Annotated in this window: 17 protein-coding genes and 1 pseudogene; 7 read left to right on the plus strand and 11 right to left on the minus strand. The window is 57.6% G+C overall.

Going from position 1 to position 14,125, the window contains the following annotated elements; translation table 11 throughout:
* Positions 1-55 precede the first annotated feature (55 nt).
* The 3 genes from AC2FJE_RS04550 (at position 56) to AC2FJE_RS04560 (ending at position 2,805) form a co-directional block, all read left to right on the plus strand.
* Positions 56-2,083 (plus strand): NADPH-dependent 2,4-dienoyl-CoA reductase, encoded by a 2,028-nt coding sequence (locus tag AC2FJE_RS04550; RefSeq protein ID WP_282170185.1) that lies wholly within the window; start codon positions 56-58, stop codon positions 2,081-2,083.
* A gap of 96 nt (positions 2,084-2,179) precedes the next feature.
* Entirely contained in the window at positions 2,180-2,431 is a 252-nt protein-coding gene (locus AC2FJE_RS04555) for a hypothetical protein (protein ID WP_496755361.1), read from the plus strand.
* Positions 2,428-2,805, plus strand: a complete 378-nt coding sequence (locus AC2FJE_RS04560) for a hypothetical protein (protein ID WP_109313618.1) — start codon at positions 2,428-2,430, stop codon at positions 2,803-2,805. The genes AC2FJE_RS04555 and AC2FJE_RS04560 overlap by 4 nt, the downstream gene beginning before the upstream one ends.
* A 26-nt stretch (positions 2,806-2,831) precedes the next feature.
* Here the strand turns inward: AC2FJE_RS04560 and AC2FJE_RS04565 are convergent, their stop codons facing one another.
* Positions 2,832-3,272 carry a DUF4399 domain-containing protein gene (locus AC2FJE_RS04565; RefSeq protein WP_282119589.1) on the minus strand — a complete coding sequence of 147 codons (441 nt, stop codon included), beginning with the start codon at positions 3,270-3,272 and terminating at the stop codon, positions 2,832-2,834.
* A gap of 228 nt (positions 3,273-3,500) precedes the next feature.
* On the opposite strand from AC2FJE_RS04565, the gene AC2FJE_RS04570 reads away from it, so the two are divergent.
* Positions 3,501-4,406, plus strand: coding sequence for a LysR family transcriptional regulator (locus AC2FJE_RS04570; RefSeq protein ID WP_282170182.1), 906 nt, complete (start codon positions 3,501-3,503; stop codon positions 4,404-4,406).
* A gap of 84 nt (positions 4,407-4,490) precedes the next feature.
* Here AC2FJE_RS04570 and AC2FJE_RS04575 read toward each other — a convergent pair whose 3' ends face one another.
* The 5 genes from AC2FJE_RS04575 to AC2FJE_RS04595 form a co-directional block, all read right to left on the minus strand.
* Positions 4,491-5,393 (minus strand): OmpA family protein, encoded by a 903-nt coding sequence (locus AC2FJE_RS04575; RefSeq protein WP_282119591.1) that lies wholly within the window; start codon positions 5,391-5,393, stop codon positions 4,491-4,493.
* Positions 5,390-5,962, minus strand: a complete 573-nt coding sequence (locus AC2FJE_RS04580; RefSeq protein ID WP_282119592.1) for a peroxidase-related enzyme — start codon at positions 5,960-5,962, stop codon at positions 5,390-5,392. The genes AC2FJE_RS04575 and AC2FJE_RS04580 overlap by 4 nt, the downstream gene beginning before the upstream one ends.
* 5 nt (positions 5,963-5,967) lie before the next feature.
* Entirely contained in the window at positions 5,968-6,687 is a 720-nt protein-coding gene (locus tag AC2FJE_RS04585; RefSeq protein WP_282119593.1) for a GNAT family N-acetyltransferase, read from the minus strand.
* Positions 6,684-7,406: a competence/damage-inducible protein A gene (locus AC2FJE_RS04590; RefSeq protein ID WP_496755363.1), complete on the minus strand. Its 723-nt coding sequence runs from the start codon at positions 7,404-7,406 to the stop codon at positions 6,684-6,686. Before AC2FJE_RS04590 ends, AC2FJE_RS04585 begins: the two co-directional genes overlap by 4 nt.
* Positions 7,407-7,476: 70 nt before the next feature.
* On the minus strand, positions 7,477-8,040 hold the full coding sequence (locus AC2FJE_RS04595) for a TetR/AcrR family transcriptional regulator (protein ID WP_496755364.1): 564 nt from the start codon (positions 8,038-8,040) through the stop codon (positions 7,477-7,479).
* A 99-nt stretch (positions 8,041-8,139) separates the two neighbouring features.
* On the opposite strand from AC2FJE_RS04595, the gene AC2FJE_RS04600 reads away from it, so the two are divergent.
* Together AC2FJE_RS04600 and sfsA are read left to right on the plus strand one after the other, a co-directional pair.
* Complete coding sequence (locus AC2FJE_RS04600; RefSeq protein ID WP_496755365.1) at positions 8,140-8,895, plus strand: SDR family NAD(P)-dependent oxidoreductase; 756 nt, start codon at positions 8,140-8,142, stop codon at positions 8,893-8,895.
* 39 nt (positions 8,896-8,934) lie between these two features.
* Positions 8,935-9,651: a DNA/RNA nuclease SfsA gene (gene sfsA, locus AC2FJE_RS04605; RefSeq protein WP_496760685.1), complete on the plus strand. Its 717-nt coding sequence runs from the start codon at positions 8,935-8,937 to the stop codon at positions 9,649-9,651.
* Positions 9,652-9,678: 27 nt separating this feature from the next.
* Here the strand turns inward: sfsA and AC2FJE_RS04610 are convergent, their stop codons facing one another.
* On the minus strand, positions 9,679-10,494 hold the full coding sequence (locus tag AC2FJE_RS04610; RefSeq protein WP_496755367.1) for a class I SAM-dependent methyltransferase: 816 nt from the start codon (positions 10,492-10,494) through the stop codon (positions 9,679-9,681).
* A gap of 200 nt (positions 10,495-10,694) precedes the next feature.
* On the opposite strand from AC2FJE_RS04610, the gene map reads away from it, so the two are divergent.
* On the plus strand, positions 10,695-11,507 hold the full coding sequence (gene map, locus AC2FJE_RS04615) for a type I methionyl aminopeptidase (RefSeq protein WP_282119598.1): 813 nt from the start codon (positions 10,695-10,697) through the stop codon (positions 11,505-11,507).
* On the opposite strand, the gene AC2FJE_RS04620 is transcribed toward map, so the two are convergent.
* From AC2FJE_RS04620 to AC2FJE_RS04635, 4 genes and pseudogenes are all read right to left on the minus strand, one after another.
* The gene (locus AC2FJE_RS04620; RefSeq protein WP_496755368.1) at positions 11,495-11,674 is read right to left on the minus strand and encodes a hypothetical protein; all 180 of its coding nucleotides are present in this window, start codon (positions 11,672-11,674) and stop codon (positions 11,495-11,497) included. The two genes, map and AC2FJE_RS04620, sit on opposite strands and share 13 nt — an antisense overlap.
* A gap of 23 nt (positions 11,675-11,697) precedes the next feature.
* Positions 11,698-12,333: pseudogene (locus AC2FJE_RS04625) on the minus strand (HAD family hydrolase).
* Between the two features lies 1 nt (position 12,334).
* Positions 12,335-12,892 carry a 16S rRNA (guanine(966)-N(2))-methyltransferase RsmD gene (gene rsmD / locus AC2FJE_RS04630; RefSeq protein WP_496755369.1) on the minus strand — a complete coding sequence of 186 codons (558 nt, stop codon included), beginning with the start codon at positions 12,890-12,892 and terminating at the stop codon, positions 12,335-12,337.
* The gene (locus AC2FJE_RS04635; protein ID WP_282152278.1) at positions 12,889-14,100 is read right to left on the minus strand and encodes an NAD(P)/FAD-dependent oxidoreductase; all 1,212 of its coding nucleotides are present in this window, start codon (positions 14,098-14,100) and stop codon (positions 12,889-12,891) included. Before AC2FJE_RS04635 ends, rsmD begins: the two co-directional genes overlap by 4 nt.
* Positions 14,101-14,125 lie beyond the last annotated feature (25 nt).

Below are 14,125 nucleotides of genomic sequence, written 5' to 3' on the forward strand. Positions count from 1 at the left end.
CAACGTTGACGCGAAGGTCAATCTAGCGTCGACAAATCGGGAGGGAGAGTTCGCCATGACTGCGTACCCAAATATGCTGGCCCCGCTGGATCTGGGCTTTACGACTTTGAAGAACCGCGTCCTGATGGGGTCGATGCACACAGGGCTTGAGGAAACCGGCGACTGGAACCGTGTGGCCGAGTTCTATGCCGACCGCGCCCGTGGCGGTGTCGCATTGATGGTGACAGGCGGGATTGGCCCGAACCTTGAAGGATCGGTGCTGCCCGGCGCGTCGATGATGACCAATGACAAAGAAGTCGCGAACCATTCCATCGTCACACAGCGGGTGCACGACGCGGGGGGCAAGATCGCGATGCAGATCCTACATGCGGGTCGCTATGCCTATGGTCCGAAATGTGTGGCCCCCAGCCCGGTGAAATCCCCGATCTCGCCCTTCCCGCCGAATGAGCTGGACGAGGAAGGTATCGAGAAACAGATCAGCGACATCGTGAACGCTGCCGTTCTGGCCCGGAAAGCGGGTTATGACGGGGTCGAGATCATGGGGTCCGAGGGATATTTCCTCAACCAGTTCATTGTGAAACACACCAACAAGCGTACCGACCATTGGGGCGGGTCCTATGAGAACCGTATGCGCCTGCCGATCGAAGTCGTTCGCCGCACGCGTGAAGCCGTAGGCACTGATTTTATCATCATCTATCGCCTGTCGATGATCGACCTGATCCCCAATGGCTCGACCCATGAAGAGGTCGTTGAACTGGCCCAGCGTATCGAAGAGGCCGGTGCCACGATCATCAACACCGGCATCGGCTGGCACGAAGCACGCATTCCGACCATCGCCACCAGCGTTCCGCGCGCGGCCTTCGCCTGGGTAACGAAAAAGCTGATGGGTAAGGTTTCTATCCCCGTCATCACCTCGAACCGGATCAACACGCCAGAGGTAGCCGAAGAGGTCCTGTCGACGGGTTGCGCCGACATGGTGTCTCTGGCCCGTCCGATGCTCGCCGATGCAGATTTCGTCAACAAGGCAATTGCAGGTGAAGCGGCACAGATTGCGCCGTGCATTGCCTGCAACCAGGCGTGTCTGGACCACACCTTTAGCGGCAAGTTGACCTCGTGCCTTGTGAACCCGCGCGCTTGCCATGAGACCGAATTGGAAATCACCACAACTGAAGCGCCAAAGACGATTGCCATTGTCGGCGCCGGCCCCGCGGGATTGTCCACCGCGATGACCGCAGCACAGCGCGGACACGACGTGACCCTGTTCGATCGCGCCTCGGAGATTGGCGGCCAATTGAACATGGCCAAGCAGGTTCCGGGCAAAGAAGAGTTCTGGGGACTGGTCGATTGGTACCGCACCATGATGACCGATCTGGGTGTGAAGGTAGAGCTGAACCGCGAAGTCAGCGCTGACGACCTGACCGGCTTTGACGAGGTGGTTATCGCTACTGGTGTCATTCCGCGCGATCCGCAAATCCCGGGTCAGGATCGGGACAACGTCATCAATTATATCGACGTGCTGCGCGAAAAGGCGGATGTCGGTAAGTCAGTCGCCGTGATCGGTGCCGGCGGCATCGGGTTTGATGTGTCCGAATTCCTGCTGGAAGACGGCCACAGCGTTACCACCGACCTGCCCGCATGGATGAAGGAATGGGGCGTCACAGACCCGGCCGAACACCGCTCGGGCCTGGCACCTGAGGGTCCGCAACCTGCGGCACCTGCGCGTGAGGTCACTCTGTTACAGCGCAAGAAACAGGCGCATGGGAAAGGTCTGGGTAAAACAACCGGCTGGATTCACCGCGCTACGCTAAAGATGAAGGACGTCAATTTTGTGGGCGGCGTGAATTACGAGCACATCGACGAAGACGGCCTGCATGTCAGCTTTGGCGAAGAACGTGCTGATCCGACCGTGATCGCGGCGGACACAATCGTTATGTGTTCCGGTCAGGTATCCGAGCGCAGCCTGGCGGATGCGTTGATCGACCAGGGTATCACTCCGCACGTGATCGGCGGTGCGGATGTGGCGGCAGAGTTGGATGCTAAACGGGCGATCAATCAGGGGACGCGGCTGGCGGCTACGTTCTAAAGCAACACCTCAATTGAACTGCAGGAAGTCGTCTCGAAAGAGGCGGCTTTTTTTGTGCCGCTTGACTCTATTGGTATTAATATACATATGTACGCCATGAGTCAGAAAACAGAACGCACCCAAACGGGAATTCGTATCGAAAAACGCCTGCTGAAAGTCCTCAAGGGGCTGGCAGAGTCGCTGGACATGACCCTTGGCGATCTGATCGAGGGGATTGCTCTGCATAGCTTTGAGAACAAGCCAGCGTTTTCCGAGGAAACGCTGGAGAAGATCAAACAGCTCAAAAGTGTCTACGACCTCGACTGGACAGCCGAGGACAGCCACCGTTTCAAGGAGGACGGAGAATGAGCACCGACATCACCAGCGCGTTTGAGGCACACGCCATCGATAACACAACGTTCGGACATGCCGAACATGTACAGGTCGCATATGACCTGCTGCGAAAGTACGATTTCATCGATGCTGCAGCGATCTACGCCAAAGGGATCCGAACACTTGCGGCCAAAGCCGGCGCCCCGGATAAGTTCAACCTGACGATCACTTACGCATTCATGAGCCTGATCGCAGAGCGTCTTGCCAGTTCACAATCCAGTACTTTCGAGGCATTCATTGCGGAAAACCCCGATTTGATGGCCAAGACCGCCCTCAGCCAATGGTATCCACAAGAACGGCTGAATTCGGCGCTGGCGCGCCGTATTTTCCTATTGCCCGACGTGGCATAGTTGCCTGCGCCGCGAAGGCACGTCGGCTACTCGACCGTTATCGTGATCACCTGGGACACAATAGGAGGGGAGTGTGGCACATGCCCGGCATCGCCCAGCACCAGTTGCAGCGTGTGTGCACCAGGGGCCAATTCCGTTGTCACCTCGGTCTGTCCCCCGCCGAAATGCAGATGGTTGTCGTCCGCAGGCAGACCATAGGCCAGCTCGTCCACACCGTCCTCGCCCTCACCCAATGGCGGGCGGTCGATCAGCAAATGGTGGTGCCCGGTATTTTCCACCTCGGTTCCGGCGGGGGCCACGCCCATCCCGCTTAGCCCAAAGACCACGGTCACCGGCGATGAAACCGTGTCGCCATCCGACAGGTTTACAAAATAGACCCGTGCGTCTGGGTTCGACGGCGTCTCGCCACCAGCCCATACAAGGGTTGCGGACAGACATATGGCTGCGATGGTATAAATGGCTTTCATGATCTCCTCCGTGGTCACAAATTTGCCATTGTCACCCTAGCATATCTGGCCGAAATCACCCAAAACCCTTGGCTTACAGGCTTTGTGGCCATCTAGGAAACCATCGTTTCCGCGTTTCCCATATGCAAACGATCCGAATTGAAACCCTGATATTATCCCATGTCCGCCCTGTTTCCGCCTAGATTGGACGTCAGGTTGGAAAAAAGGACTAAGACCTGGGGAATGAGAATGGACCGACTGACCGAAATGGAAGCCTTTGCCAATGTGGTGGACCAAGGTGGCTTCACCGATGCGGCCAAGAAAATGGGCATCTCCAAATCGGCCGTGTCAAAGCATGTTTCCAGCCTCGAGGCCCGTCTGGGCGCACGGCTGCTGAACCGCACGACCCGGCGCGTGTCGCCGACGGAAATTGGCCTGGCATATTACGATCGCGCACGGCGCGTTCTAAATGATGCGGGCGAAGCTGATGCGCTTGTGACTTCGATGCAATCCGCTCCCTCGGGTCTGCTTCGGATCAGCGTTGCAACGGATTTCGGCGTCAATCATCTGTCTCCAGTTCTGTCGGATTTTCTGGCGGCCTTTCCTGATATCACCGTGAATATGGTGCTGAACAACCGCTACGTCGAGTTGATTTCAGAAGGGTTCGATGTGGCCGTCCGGATTGGTGAGCTGGAAGACAGCACCCTGCGCGCCCGTAAACTGACAGAAACTGTCAAGCGGATGGTCGCAGCGCCCAGCTATGTCGAGAAATTCGGCCGACCGCAGAAAATTGACGATCTGAACGAACACAAGCTGCTGCATTACTCCAGCCAGTCTTCTGGCAACGTGTGGAGGCTGACCGCGCCGTCGGGTGAAAAAAGACAGGTTCGCACCGCAGGGTGGCTGAGCGTGAACGATGGGCAATCCCTGTTGAACGCCGCCATCTCTGGTCTGGGGATCGCATATCTACCCAGCTATCTGTACGCAGAAGCGCTGAAATCCGGTGCCGTTGTGGATGCGATGCCATCGCTTCCGGACGAGGTGCAGGGCGTCTACGCCGTTTACCCGCCCGGACGCTTTACACAGCCCAAGGTGCGGGCATTCATAGATTTTCTCGTCGATGCCTTTCACGAAAAAGGCCCGATGGACTGGTGAATTAACCTCGGTAAACTGTACGGCCCGCGCCAATTGCGTGGGCCCTTTTTTTTGCAGATCATGATTTGGTCTGCACCGCAGGCTTTAGTTGATCAGCAAGACCGCCTCGACCCGGCGATTCAAGTCGCGGCCTTCCGGCGTGGCATTCGAGGTGAGCGGGGCCAGATAGCCGATCCCGCGCGCTTCGACTCGGTCTGCCGCGATCCCATGCGCCTCGATCAACCGGGCACGCACGGCCTGCGCACGGCCGGTACTGACCGAGATATTGGCATCCAGCGCACCCGTGTCATCGGTGTGACCCACAAGTGCCAGCCGGATGTTTGGGTTTTTGTCCAGAAACTCCGCAACCAATTTCAGCGACGCAAAAGGCCCTTCGCCCAACGTCATCTCTCCGGTACGGAAATGAAGATCTTCCAATATTGCATGGCCGTTTTGCTCCAATTCGGCCAACAGGTCGCTGGACGACGTGACTGGCTCGTCGATCACAAGCGGCGGCGGAGCCTCTGCACCCACCGGTGTGACGCGGATCATCTGCACATACCCGTCAGGCGGATTGCGGCTGACCAGCAGGCTGACTACATTGCCCCCCCGAATGGCGGACAAAAAGCGAAAGTCCTGAATGGCCACATACATGTCCGGTGTGGGCACGACTTCGGTGCCAAATCGAAAATCGAACCCGCCACACGTTTTGGCCTGACACTCAAGCAGGATCTCGTACCCCTGCGCGGCGATCTGATCCCGCAGCGGCGCCAGCAATTGCAGCGTGGTGCTAGAGCCCGATTGCAACCGCCACGTTAACCGCTCGACCTTTCCTTCAACCTCTCTTGCGGGCACCGCACCGTCAACGAAAGGGCCGATTGGCAGCTCATAGCTGTCCAATTCACTCGTCCGGTCGCTGACCAGCCGTGCGCCAGAGGGCAACGTCAGGTTCTGTGCAAGACCCTGACTGGCCATCATCATCAGAAAAAGGACTGCGGTTCGTATCATCGGGCCTGCGTATGGTATTCGTTGTTCGGGGCCATCGCTGTTGCGCTGGCCACCCGGTTCGACATGTTGAAAAAGCCGGTCACATTGGCAATGTCCCAAATGTCCCGGTCGCTGAAACCAACATCGCGCAGATGTTGGCGATCAGGTTCTTCGATCTCAGTACTGGCGGTCGTCATCTTGGCAGCAAAATCCAGCATGGCGCGCTGACGATCGACCAGAGGGGCCACGCGGTAGTTCATAACCAGCATCTCGCCCAATTGCGGATTGCCCGACAATTGCCGAACAGCTGCACCATGGGCCACCAGACAGTAAAAGCATTTGTTGATCGCGGACACGACCACCGCAATCATTTCGCGTTCCAGTTTTGACAACCCGCTGTCACCCAACATCAGGTCGTTATAATTCGCCGTAAACGCGTTCAGCTTCTCGATGTCGAACGCATAAGCCTTTAAAACATTGGGCACAAAGCCCAGTTTTTCGACACAGATATCAAAGTATTTCTGCGTCTCAGGCGGCAGCGGATTCACCATCGGCAGGTCCAGCGCGGTGGGCAGGGTTTGGTCGGTCACGGTGGTCACTCTCCTTGGACAAGCTGACGGTAATGGTATTCTCCGGTGATCTCCATCCCGAGCGCATGGTAAAGACCATTTGCCCCGTCATTGGCCTTGGTGCAGATCACGCTCAGCGTTTTTGCGCCGTTCTTCTGCGCCCAGATTGCAGCCGCGCGCATAGCCCATTTTCCCAAGCCCTGACGCCGGTGGGCTGGCAGGATTTCCAGCGCATGGATCATGGCGACGTCGTCGTGAATGGCGACAAAACCGGTCCCCGCCGGGTGATCGGAATGACGCAGGAATATCCCCGTTTTCGGTCCCTCGGCCCGGTCCATGATAGCCAGCCGCTCTGGCCCGATACCGCCTTGCGCCCAGATCTCGTTCATGATCGCCAGTGGACTCCAGATGGTAAAGGCGGTGACCCGAGGGATGGGCGTATCGGTCAGGTGGTCGACCGGGCATTGGTAGATGTTGACAGGGTCAAGAATGTCATAGCCACGATCCGCAAGCTGCTGATCCAACCCTTCGTCGCCCGGTCGCAGGCAGAATATGAGTCGCTGCCCCATCGCGCGCATCGCCTCTTCTGCAGCTGTGATGTCAGCGCCGGTTGCTAGTGCCACAGCGCTGGCCGCAGACACCCGCGAACCGCCACCCAACCCTTGTCGCAATCGAAATGGACCTAATGTTTCGAACCGAGCCGCCGGCCATGTGCCGTCGACAACGTCGGTCCAGTTCGGGCTCAAAGCTCCAGCTCTTTTGCCAACCGGGTCGTGGCCGCATCGACCTGTGACCCGTTCGTGCCCCGAACAACCACGTTAGAGCCGAATACACCATTTACCTGAAACGGATAGCTGCCGATGGCGAGATCAGGGTAATCCTCAGCCAAAGCCGACAGGGTCGAGGCGATATCACCTTCACCCCGGTTGACCCGCAGCGTTTGCGACAACAGGGGATCGCCGCCGGTCAGCTTAGGCAAAACACTGGCGACCATGGCCTGAAAGATTGTGGGGATACCCGCCATCACATGCACATTCCCAAGCGTGAACCCTGGTGCGGTCGAAACGGGATTATCGATCAATGTCGCCCCATCCGGAATACGCGCCATACGCAGGCGCGCGGCGTTCAGTTCCAACCCCGAATTCTCATAGTGCCGCTCCAACAGCGCTCGGGCGTCGGCGCGCACGTCAATCGATGCACCAAAGGCGCGGGCAATGCAGTCGGCTGTGATATCGTCATGGGTCGGGCCTATTCCGCCGCTGGTGAACACATGATCAAAGCGGTCCGACAGGGCGCGCACGGCCTGTTCGATGGCAGTTACGTCATCGCTGACCATACGAACCTCCTTAAGATCGATGCCTTGTTTGGTCAGTTCCTGCGCAAGGTAATGCATGTTCGCATCCCGGGTGCGTCCCGACAGGATTTCATCCCCGATCACAAGCATTGCTGCGGTTGGGTTCGGCATGACCTGTCCTTTCCTGATATGGCACAGGCCGCAAGATATCGTTCCTGCTGAACCTCGCAAGGCCCGTTTGTCATTCTCGCAGCGTTTGGGCAGGCAAATCGGCAGTGACGCGTTGGAACAGGTCCATATCGTTCATCGACCGCGCCAGAATCATCGCCCCTTCCAGGCGGGCAATCGTTTCCCCTGCTCGGGCTTCGGGATTCGCGGCCCCTGCGGCCCGGAAAACCGTTTCCAGCCATACGAGATTGCGTTCGAAAAACTCACGCGTTCTTCTGGCGACCGGGTCCGGCAACCTTGCGATTTCAGCACCGAACATACCGCACAGGCACATAAGGTCCTGTTCGATCAATGCTTGTCGATATGCCGCCACATATTGTTCAAGAGATTCCAAAGGCGTGGCTTCGTCCAACCGTCCCAACGCCCCCAGGAACCGATCAGTGTACCGGGTAACCAGCGCCTCACCCAAAGCTTCCTTGGTGGGAAAATGGTAGTGAATGCTGGCCGATTTGATGCCGATTTCTGCTGCGATGTCGCGAAAACTGAAAGCATAATATCCGCCTTGTCGCGCCATACGTTCGGCCACATCCAAAATACGGCTGGCAGTTTCTGACAAGGGTTTTTCTGTTTTGGGCATCTGCACATCAATCTAAAAATTACCTACCACTAGATAGGGGGTTGTATTTCAGTTTCCAAGCTCAATATATCTACCTATCAGTAGATAGGGAATCTGATCATGACACAGACAACAACACTTATCGTCGGCGGATCCAGCGGAATGGGTCTCGCCACAGCGCGCCAAATCATAGCAAGCGGCGGGCACGTGACCCTTGTCGGGTCATCCGCTGGCAAGCTGGACGCGGCGAAAGCGGAACTTGGCGGCGCCGCGGACATACACCGCGCGAACCTGCGTGATGCGGCAGACGTCGAAAGGCTGATCAACCAGATCAAATCGGACACGCGTCACATTCAGGGATTGGTGAATGCAGCCGGGACATTCGCGCCAAAACCATTCATGGAACACACGGCCGAGGATTACGACAGCTATCTGGACCTGAACCGCGCGACCTTTTTCATCACGCAGGCCGTGGTCGAAAACATGATAGCCAACGGAGGCGGAAATATCGTCAACATAGGCTCTATGTGGGCAAAACAGGCAGTTCGCGCCACACCGTCCTCGGCCTATTCGATGGCCAAAGCCGGGCTTCATTCCCTGACGCAGCATCTGGCAATGGAACTGGCGGAACATAAGATCCGAGTGAACGCCGTTTCTCCGGCAGTGGTGGTGACCCCCATCTATGGTGCCTTTATCGCGCCGGACCAGATCGAGGCGACCTTGACCGATGCTTTCGACGCTTTCCACCCGATCGGCCGCGTCGGTCGGCCCGAGGATGTGGCGCATACGGTCACCCATCTTCTGTCCGATGATGCGGGTTGGGTCACTGGGGCAGTCTGGGATGTTGATGGTGGCGTAATGGCGGGCCTCGTCTGACACTTCCCATACGGGCGGGCGCGCGTTAAGCCGGGTGGCATGAAGTTTGCCACCCCATTGATCCCCGCCCGCCTGATCCGCCGCTACAAACGCTTCCTGGCCGATTGCCAGTTGGAGGACGGGCGTGAAGTAACCGCCCATTGCGCCAATCCGGGGTCAATGATGGGTTTGGCGGAACCCGGCGAGAAGATCTGGTTGGAACCCAACGATGACCCGAAGAAAAAACTGAAATATGGCTGGCGTCTGGTCGATCATGAGAACGGGCATTTTACCGGTGTTGACACCTCGGTGCCCAACAAAGCCCTGCGCGCGTCCCTTGAAGCCGGTGAAATACCTGAGCTTGCAGCCTATGAAACCGTCCGTCCCGAGGTGAAGTACGGCGAAAACAGCCGTATTGATTTTCTGCTGACGCAACCTGGCCTGCCCGACGCCTATGTCGAGGTCAAAAGCGTGACCCTGTCCCGTGAACCATGTTTGGCAGAGTTCCCCGACAGCGTCACCGCACGCGGTACCAAACATCTAGGAGAGCTGACGGCCATGGTGACACAAGGACATCGCGCGATCATGTTGTATCTGGTGCAACGCACCGATTGCGATCGGTTTGGTTTGGCGGCGGATATAGACGCGGCCTATGCGGCAGCATTTGAGACAGCACAGGCGAAGGGTGTCGAGCGATTGGTGTATGGTACGCAAATTTCGCCCGACGGTGTTTGGGTGGATACCACACGGTTCGGGGACTTTAACCTGCCCGGATAATGTCACCCGCCCACCGTCAGGTCCGGTTCACCCCTTGTTTCGGCATTCGAACTGGGTTGCTGACAGGGGCATCACCATATCACTGGCCACAAATCTGGACCGCAGCGCCGACAGCATTTCGGCCACAACCGCATCCGGATCGACGCCTCCGCGCGCTCTGATTTCGTCAATCAACGGATTTCCATACACCAGAGCTGTCGCAAATTTCTCAAGGTCGGCGATTGGTTTGTTCAGCCTGATGGTTTCGTGCGTAACGGTTCCCCAACCTGCGGCCTCAAGGTCCGCGTGTACGATGTCGGGGTCGCCATAGTGGAACGGGACCTTGTAGAATCCCGGTGGGTTTTCGGGAAAGAACGTCATCGCCGCTTTGTGAGCTGTTTCGGAAAACGGGTTTTCGGACATTTCGCTCCAGACGTTGAAAACGTACCGGCCACCTGGCTTCAGAACACGGGCAGCTTCGCGATATGACGCAGTTTTGTCTGGAAAGAACATCACGCCAAACTGGCAAACGATCAGGTCAAAACTGTTGTCTTCGAAGGGCAGTTCCATTGCGTTCGCTTGGACAAACTCGACATTCTCACTGCCGGAGAACTTTGCTTTTGCAATCTCCAACATGGGCGGATTAAGGTCCGAAACCGTCAGCGAAACAGACGGGTTTAACGCGTTGCGCAGCTTACGGCTGACAATTCCCGTTCCTGCGGCAAGCTCCAGAACGCGACCCGTTTCAAGGCCACCACACAGCCCGGTTAACCTGTCGGCATAGTCTACGAAAATGTTCGGTCCCAGACCCTGATCGTAATGGTGTGGAATTTCACCGATAAAACTGGCAGAATTGCTGGACATTTTGACCCTCCAAAACGATCTCACTGGGAAAGAACAACATTCTATCTGAAATTATGATTTTGAGCGAATTTGACAGGCTTTGCAGCCTTGATCCGGGGGCGTTCCGCGCCATCTAACACCCGCAAACGCGCACCCTCTGGAACTTTCTGCACAAGCAGCGTAAAAGGCAGGCTGCGCGCAACATTTGGAGCTTAGCGTCGATGAAAGAACATCGTGGCCGCCTGACCAAGGACGGCATCCGCATTTACGAACAGGGTGACTTTGCCGGCATGCATGTGGCAGGGGCTTTGGCCGCGCGGATACTCGACGATATTGCAGAACATGTCTTTCCGGGCCAGACCACTGGCGCGATTGATGGCATGATCACGCAGATGGTCGAGGATGCAGGCGCGACATCGGCAACAATTGGCTACAAGGGCTATCAGCATGCCAGCTGTATCAGCGTGAATCACGTGGTCTGCCATGGCATTCCCGGTGACAAGAAGCTGAAGGATGGCGACATTCTGAACATCGACGTTACGGTCATCGTAGACGGCTGGTTCGGCGATACTTCGCGCATGTATGTTGCGGGCAAACTGCCCCGCAAGGCTGAGCGTCTGGTCCAAGTGACACATGATGCCCTGTTCAAAGGCATCGAGGCGGTCAAGCCGGGCAACACCTTCGGTGATATCGGCCACGCCATTCAGGCCTATGTCGAGGCGCATCGGATGAGCGTTGTCCGGGATTTCTGTGGCCACGGTCTGGGCAGGGTATTCCACGCGCCGCCAAACGTGCTGCACTATGGCCGTCCGGGCACTGGCGCAGTTCTGGAAGAGGGCATGTTCTTTACCATCGAACCGATGGTGAACCTTGGCCGTCCTGAGACGAAAACACTGGCCGATGACTGGACCGCTGTGACCCGCGACAAGTCACTGTCAGCGCAGTTCGAACACTCGGTGGGTGTGACGGCTGATGGTGTTGATATCTTTACCCTGTCACCGGGCGATAAGTTCCACCCGACCTATTCGTCCTGATCTGACGCCTGTTCGCGCAGGAGTTTCAGCAGCAATGTTTCCCTGCCCCACGGCGTAATCGCGTCGTGGATGAACACAGGCGCGCGCATTGGCTTAGGCTCGGGGCCGGTGCGGGCTTCGGCGTCCTTAGAAGGTGTCCAGAGAGGTGAGGTCAAAGCGCGGTCCATGGGCCGAGCTTACCATGGTCAGGTCAGATTCCCAAAAGCGTCGGAACCCCGGCCATGTCGGTGAAAACCTCTGCTCCGAGGTCCGCCAGAAATGCACCTTTTCCGTCAGGCACATAGCCCAGACAACGCATATTGGCACGGATTGCTGCGGTGACGCCGCTGGCAGTGTCTTCAATTACAACTGGCGCGGTGGCCTCAAATTGACGGGCTGCTGTAAAGAACATGGTGGGGTCGGGCTTACCGACGCCCAAAGTGTAGGCTGAAAACATCACATCCTTGAAGCGATCCCAAAGGCCATTCTGCCCCAGCGTGACTCGCATTTTGTCAGGCCCGCCATTGGACGCCACGCAGAAAGGAATTCCGCGCGCATCCAAGAGCGTCAGCAATTCCGCTACACCCGGAACCAAAGGAACACCCTGACGCAGTCGGGCGTCGGTTTCGGCATCGAATTCCATAATCCAGTTCTCGGGCAGGTTGGCCCCCAAATCGCGCGCGATATCCTGCACTTCCGGCATGGTCCTGCCGGTGAAAACCCTGTGGCACTCCTCCGCCGTCAAGGACAGTCCATGTCAGGCAAAGTTCGCAACCATCACCTGATTGGACAGGGGCTCACTGTCGACCAAAACACCATCGCAGTCGAAGATGACCAGGTCGTGCATGTCAGACCTCTGCCCGCCACATCAGCGAAATATGCGTGTCGCCGTATTTACGCGTATTGTGCAGGTCAAACCCTTCTGGCGCTTCCATGGGGGCGTTTTCTTCCCAGACGATCAAGGCGTCTTTTGCCAGCCACCCCCCTTGAGTGACCGTCGCAAGCGCCTTTTGTCCCAGGCTTTTGCCGTAAGGCGGATCAAGAAAAATCAGATCACAAGGCGTGCCCGTATTGTCACCCAACCGTGTCGCGTCGCGACGGATTAGATCGGTACGATCCTTGCTGTGGGTCAGATCAATGTTCTTACGGATCAGTCCCTGCGCGACACGCCCGTCATCCACGAACGTCACATGCGCCGCGCCGCGCGACAGCGCCTCAAGCCCCAATGCTCCGGTGCCGGCGAAAAGGTCCAGAACACGCAGCCCATCAAAGTCGATCTGATGGCTCAGCACATTGAACAGGCTTTCACGCACGCGGTCAGTGGTGGGACGCAGATGCGCCCCGGCATCGCCTTTGCCGACCGAGGCCAAGGCGCGGCCCCGGAATTCTCCGGCGATGATCCTCACGCTTTGAGCAGCGGTTTCAGGTCCGCATCTGGGTCCGCCACGACGGCCGGGTCGGCAGTTTTGCCTGCATCAATCAGGCGTTTGCCCACCATATAGGCACGTGGGTCATTCATCGCGTCGACCGCGATCAACTGATCGCCTTTGTAATACCAGAAGGACACCGTCTGCCCGTCGCCCTTGCGGGTAACCACGCGGTCATAGCCGGTGTTCAGACCTGCGATCTGTAGTTTGACGTCATATTGGTCCGACCAGAACCACGGCGTCGCCACATAATCCCTGGCGGCACCCAGCATGTTCTGAGCAACGATCTCGGCCTGATCGATGGCATTCGGTACGCTTTCCAGCCGGATACGGCCACCATCATGCGGGAACGACGCGCAATCGCCCGCCGCCCAGATAGCCGGATCAGATGTGCGACCATGGGCATCCGTTTTGATGCCGTTGTCCAATTCCAACCCGGCCATCTCGGCCAATTGGGTCGAGGGTGCGATGCCCACGCCAACCACGACGAAATCAACCTCAAGCTTGGTGCCATCAGTCAGAATGGCCCCGGTGACCTTGCCGCCTTCGCCGACCAGACGATCCAGCCCGACGCCTTCACGGATGTCGGCACCGTATTCGGAATGCAGAGCACGGAAATAGTCGCTGGTTTCCGGTGCCGCGACGCGTTGCAAAATCCGTTCCGCCATCTCGACCAGAGTAACCTTGACCCCGCGCTTGGCACAGACGGCGGCCGCTTCAAGCCCGATATAACCACCACCAACGATCAGGGCGCGGGCGCCGTCTTTCACGCGGGGCTCCATCTCGTCGATATGGGTCAAGTCGCGCACGACATGGACGCCTTTGAGATCACCGCCAATGGCAGCAGGCAGGTAACGCGGGTCGGAACCAGTGGTCAGGGCCAGTTCGTCATATGAAATCACCTCGTCACCTAGGGTCACGGTCTTGGCCTTGGGGTCGATCGCGGTCACGCGCTGACCCAGACGCAGGGTGATATTGTTTTCGGCGTAGAAACTTTCGGGGCGTAGGAACAGGCGTTCAAGCTCCATCTCTCCCAGCAGATAAGCTTTGGACAGTGGGGGGCGCTGATAGGGCAGATGCTGCTCGGCACCGATCAGCGTGATATCGCCTTCAAACCCGTCCTTGCGCAGCCTTGCAACAAGAGATGATCCCGCCTGCCCGGCTCCGATCACAACAATATGGCTCATGTTCGTCCTGCCCTGTCAAATTCCC

The organism is Ruegeria sp. CDSC002, assembly GCF_059610905.1.

Bases quoted from the DNA above. Each gene is read 5' to 3' on its own strand.
- AC2FJE_RS04550 (WP_282170185.1), top strand. From the start codon at position 56: ATGACTGCGTACCCAAATATGCTGGCCCCGCTGGATCTGGGCTTTACG.
- AC2FJE_RS04635 (WP_282152278.1), bottom strand. From the start codon at position 14,100: ATGAGCCATATTGTTGTGATCGGAGCCGGGCAGGCGGGATCATCTCTT.
- AC2FJE_RS04620 (WP_496755368.1), bottom strand. From the start codon at position 11,674: ATGGACCGCGCTTTGACCTCACCTCTCTGGACACCTTCTAAGGACGCC.
- AC2FJE_RS04560 (WP_109313618.1), top strand. From the start codon at position 2,428: ATGAGCACCGACATCACCAGCGCGTTTGAGGCACACGCCATCGATAAC.
- AC2FJE_RS04610 (WP_496755367.1), bottom strand. From the start codon at position 10,494: ATGTCCAGCAATTCTGCCAGTTTTATCGGTGAAATTCCACACCATTAC.
- AC2FJE_RS04570 (WP_282170182.1), top strand. From the start codon at position 3,501: ATGGACCGACTGACCGAAATGGAAGCCTTTGCCAATGTGGTGGACCAA.
- AC2FJE_RS04595 (WP_496755364.1), bottom strand. From the start codon at position 8,040: ATGCCCAAAACAGAAAAACCCTTGTCAGAAACTGCCAGCCGTATTTTG.
- AC2FJE_RS04590 (WP_496755363.1), bottom strand. From the start codon at position 7,406: ATGCCGAACCCAACCGCAGCAATGCTTGTGATCGGGGATGAAATCCTG.
- map (WP_282119598.1), top strand. From the start codon at position 10,695: ATGAAAGAACATCGTGGCCGCCTGACCAAGGACGGCATCCGCATTTAC.
- AC2FJE_RS04555 (WP_496755361.1), top strand. From the start codon at position 2,180: ATGAGTCAGAAAACAGAACGCACCCAAACGGGAATTCGTATCGAAAAA.
- AC2FJE_RS04565 (WP_282119589.1), bottom strand. From the start codon at position 3,272: ATGAAAGCCATTTATACCATCGCAGCCATATGTCTGTCCGCAACCCTT.
- AC2FJE_RS04600 (WP_496755365.1), top strand. From the start codon at position 8,140: ATGACACAGACAACAACACTTATCGTCGGCGGATCCAGCGGAATGGGT.
- AC2FJE_RS04575 (WP_282119591.1), bottom strand. From the start codon at position 5,393: ATGATACGAACCGCAGTCCTTTTTCTGATGATGATGGCCAGTCAGGGT.
- sfsA (WP_496760685.1), top strand. From the start codon at position 8,935: ATGAAGTTTGCCACCCCATTGATCCCCGCCCGCCTGATCCGCCGCTAC.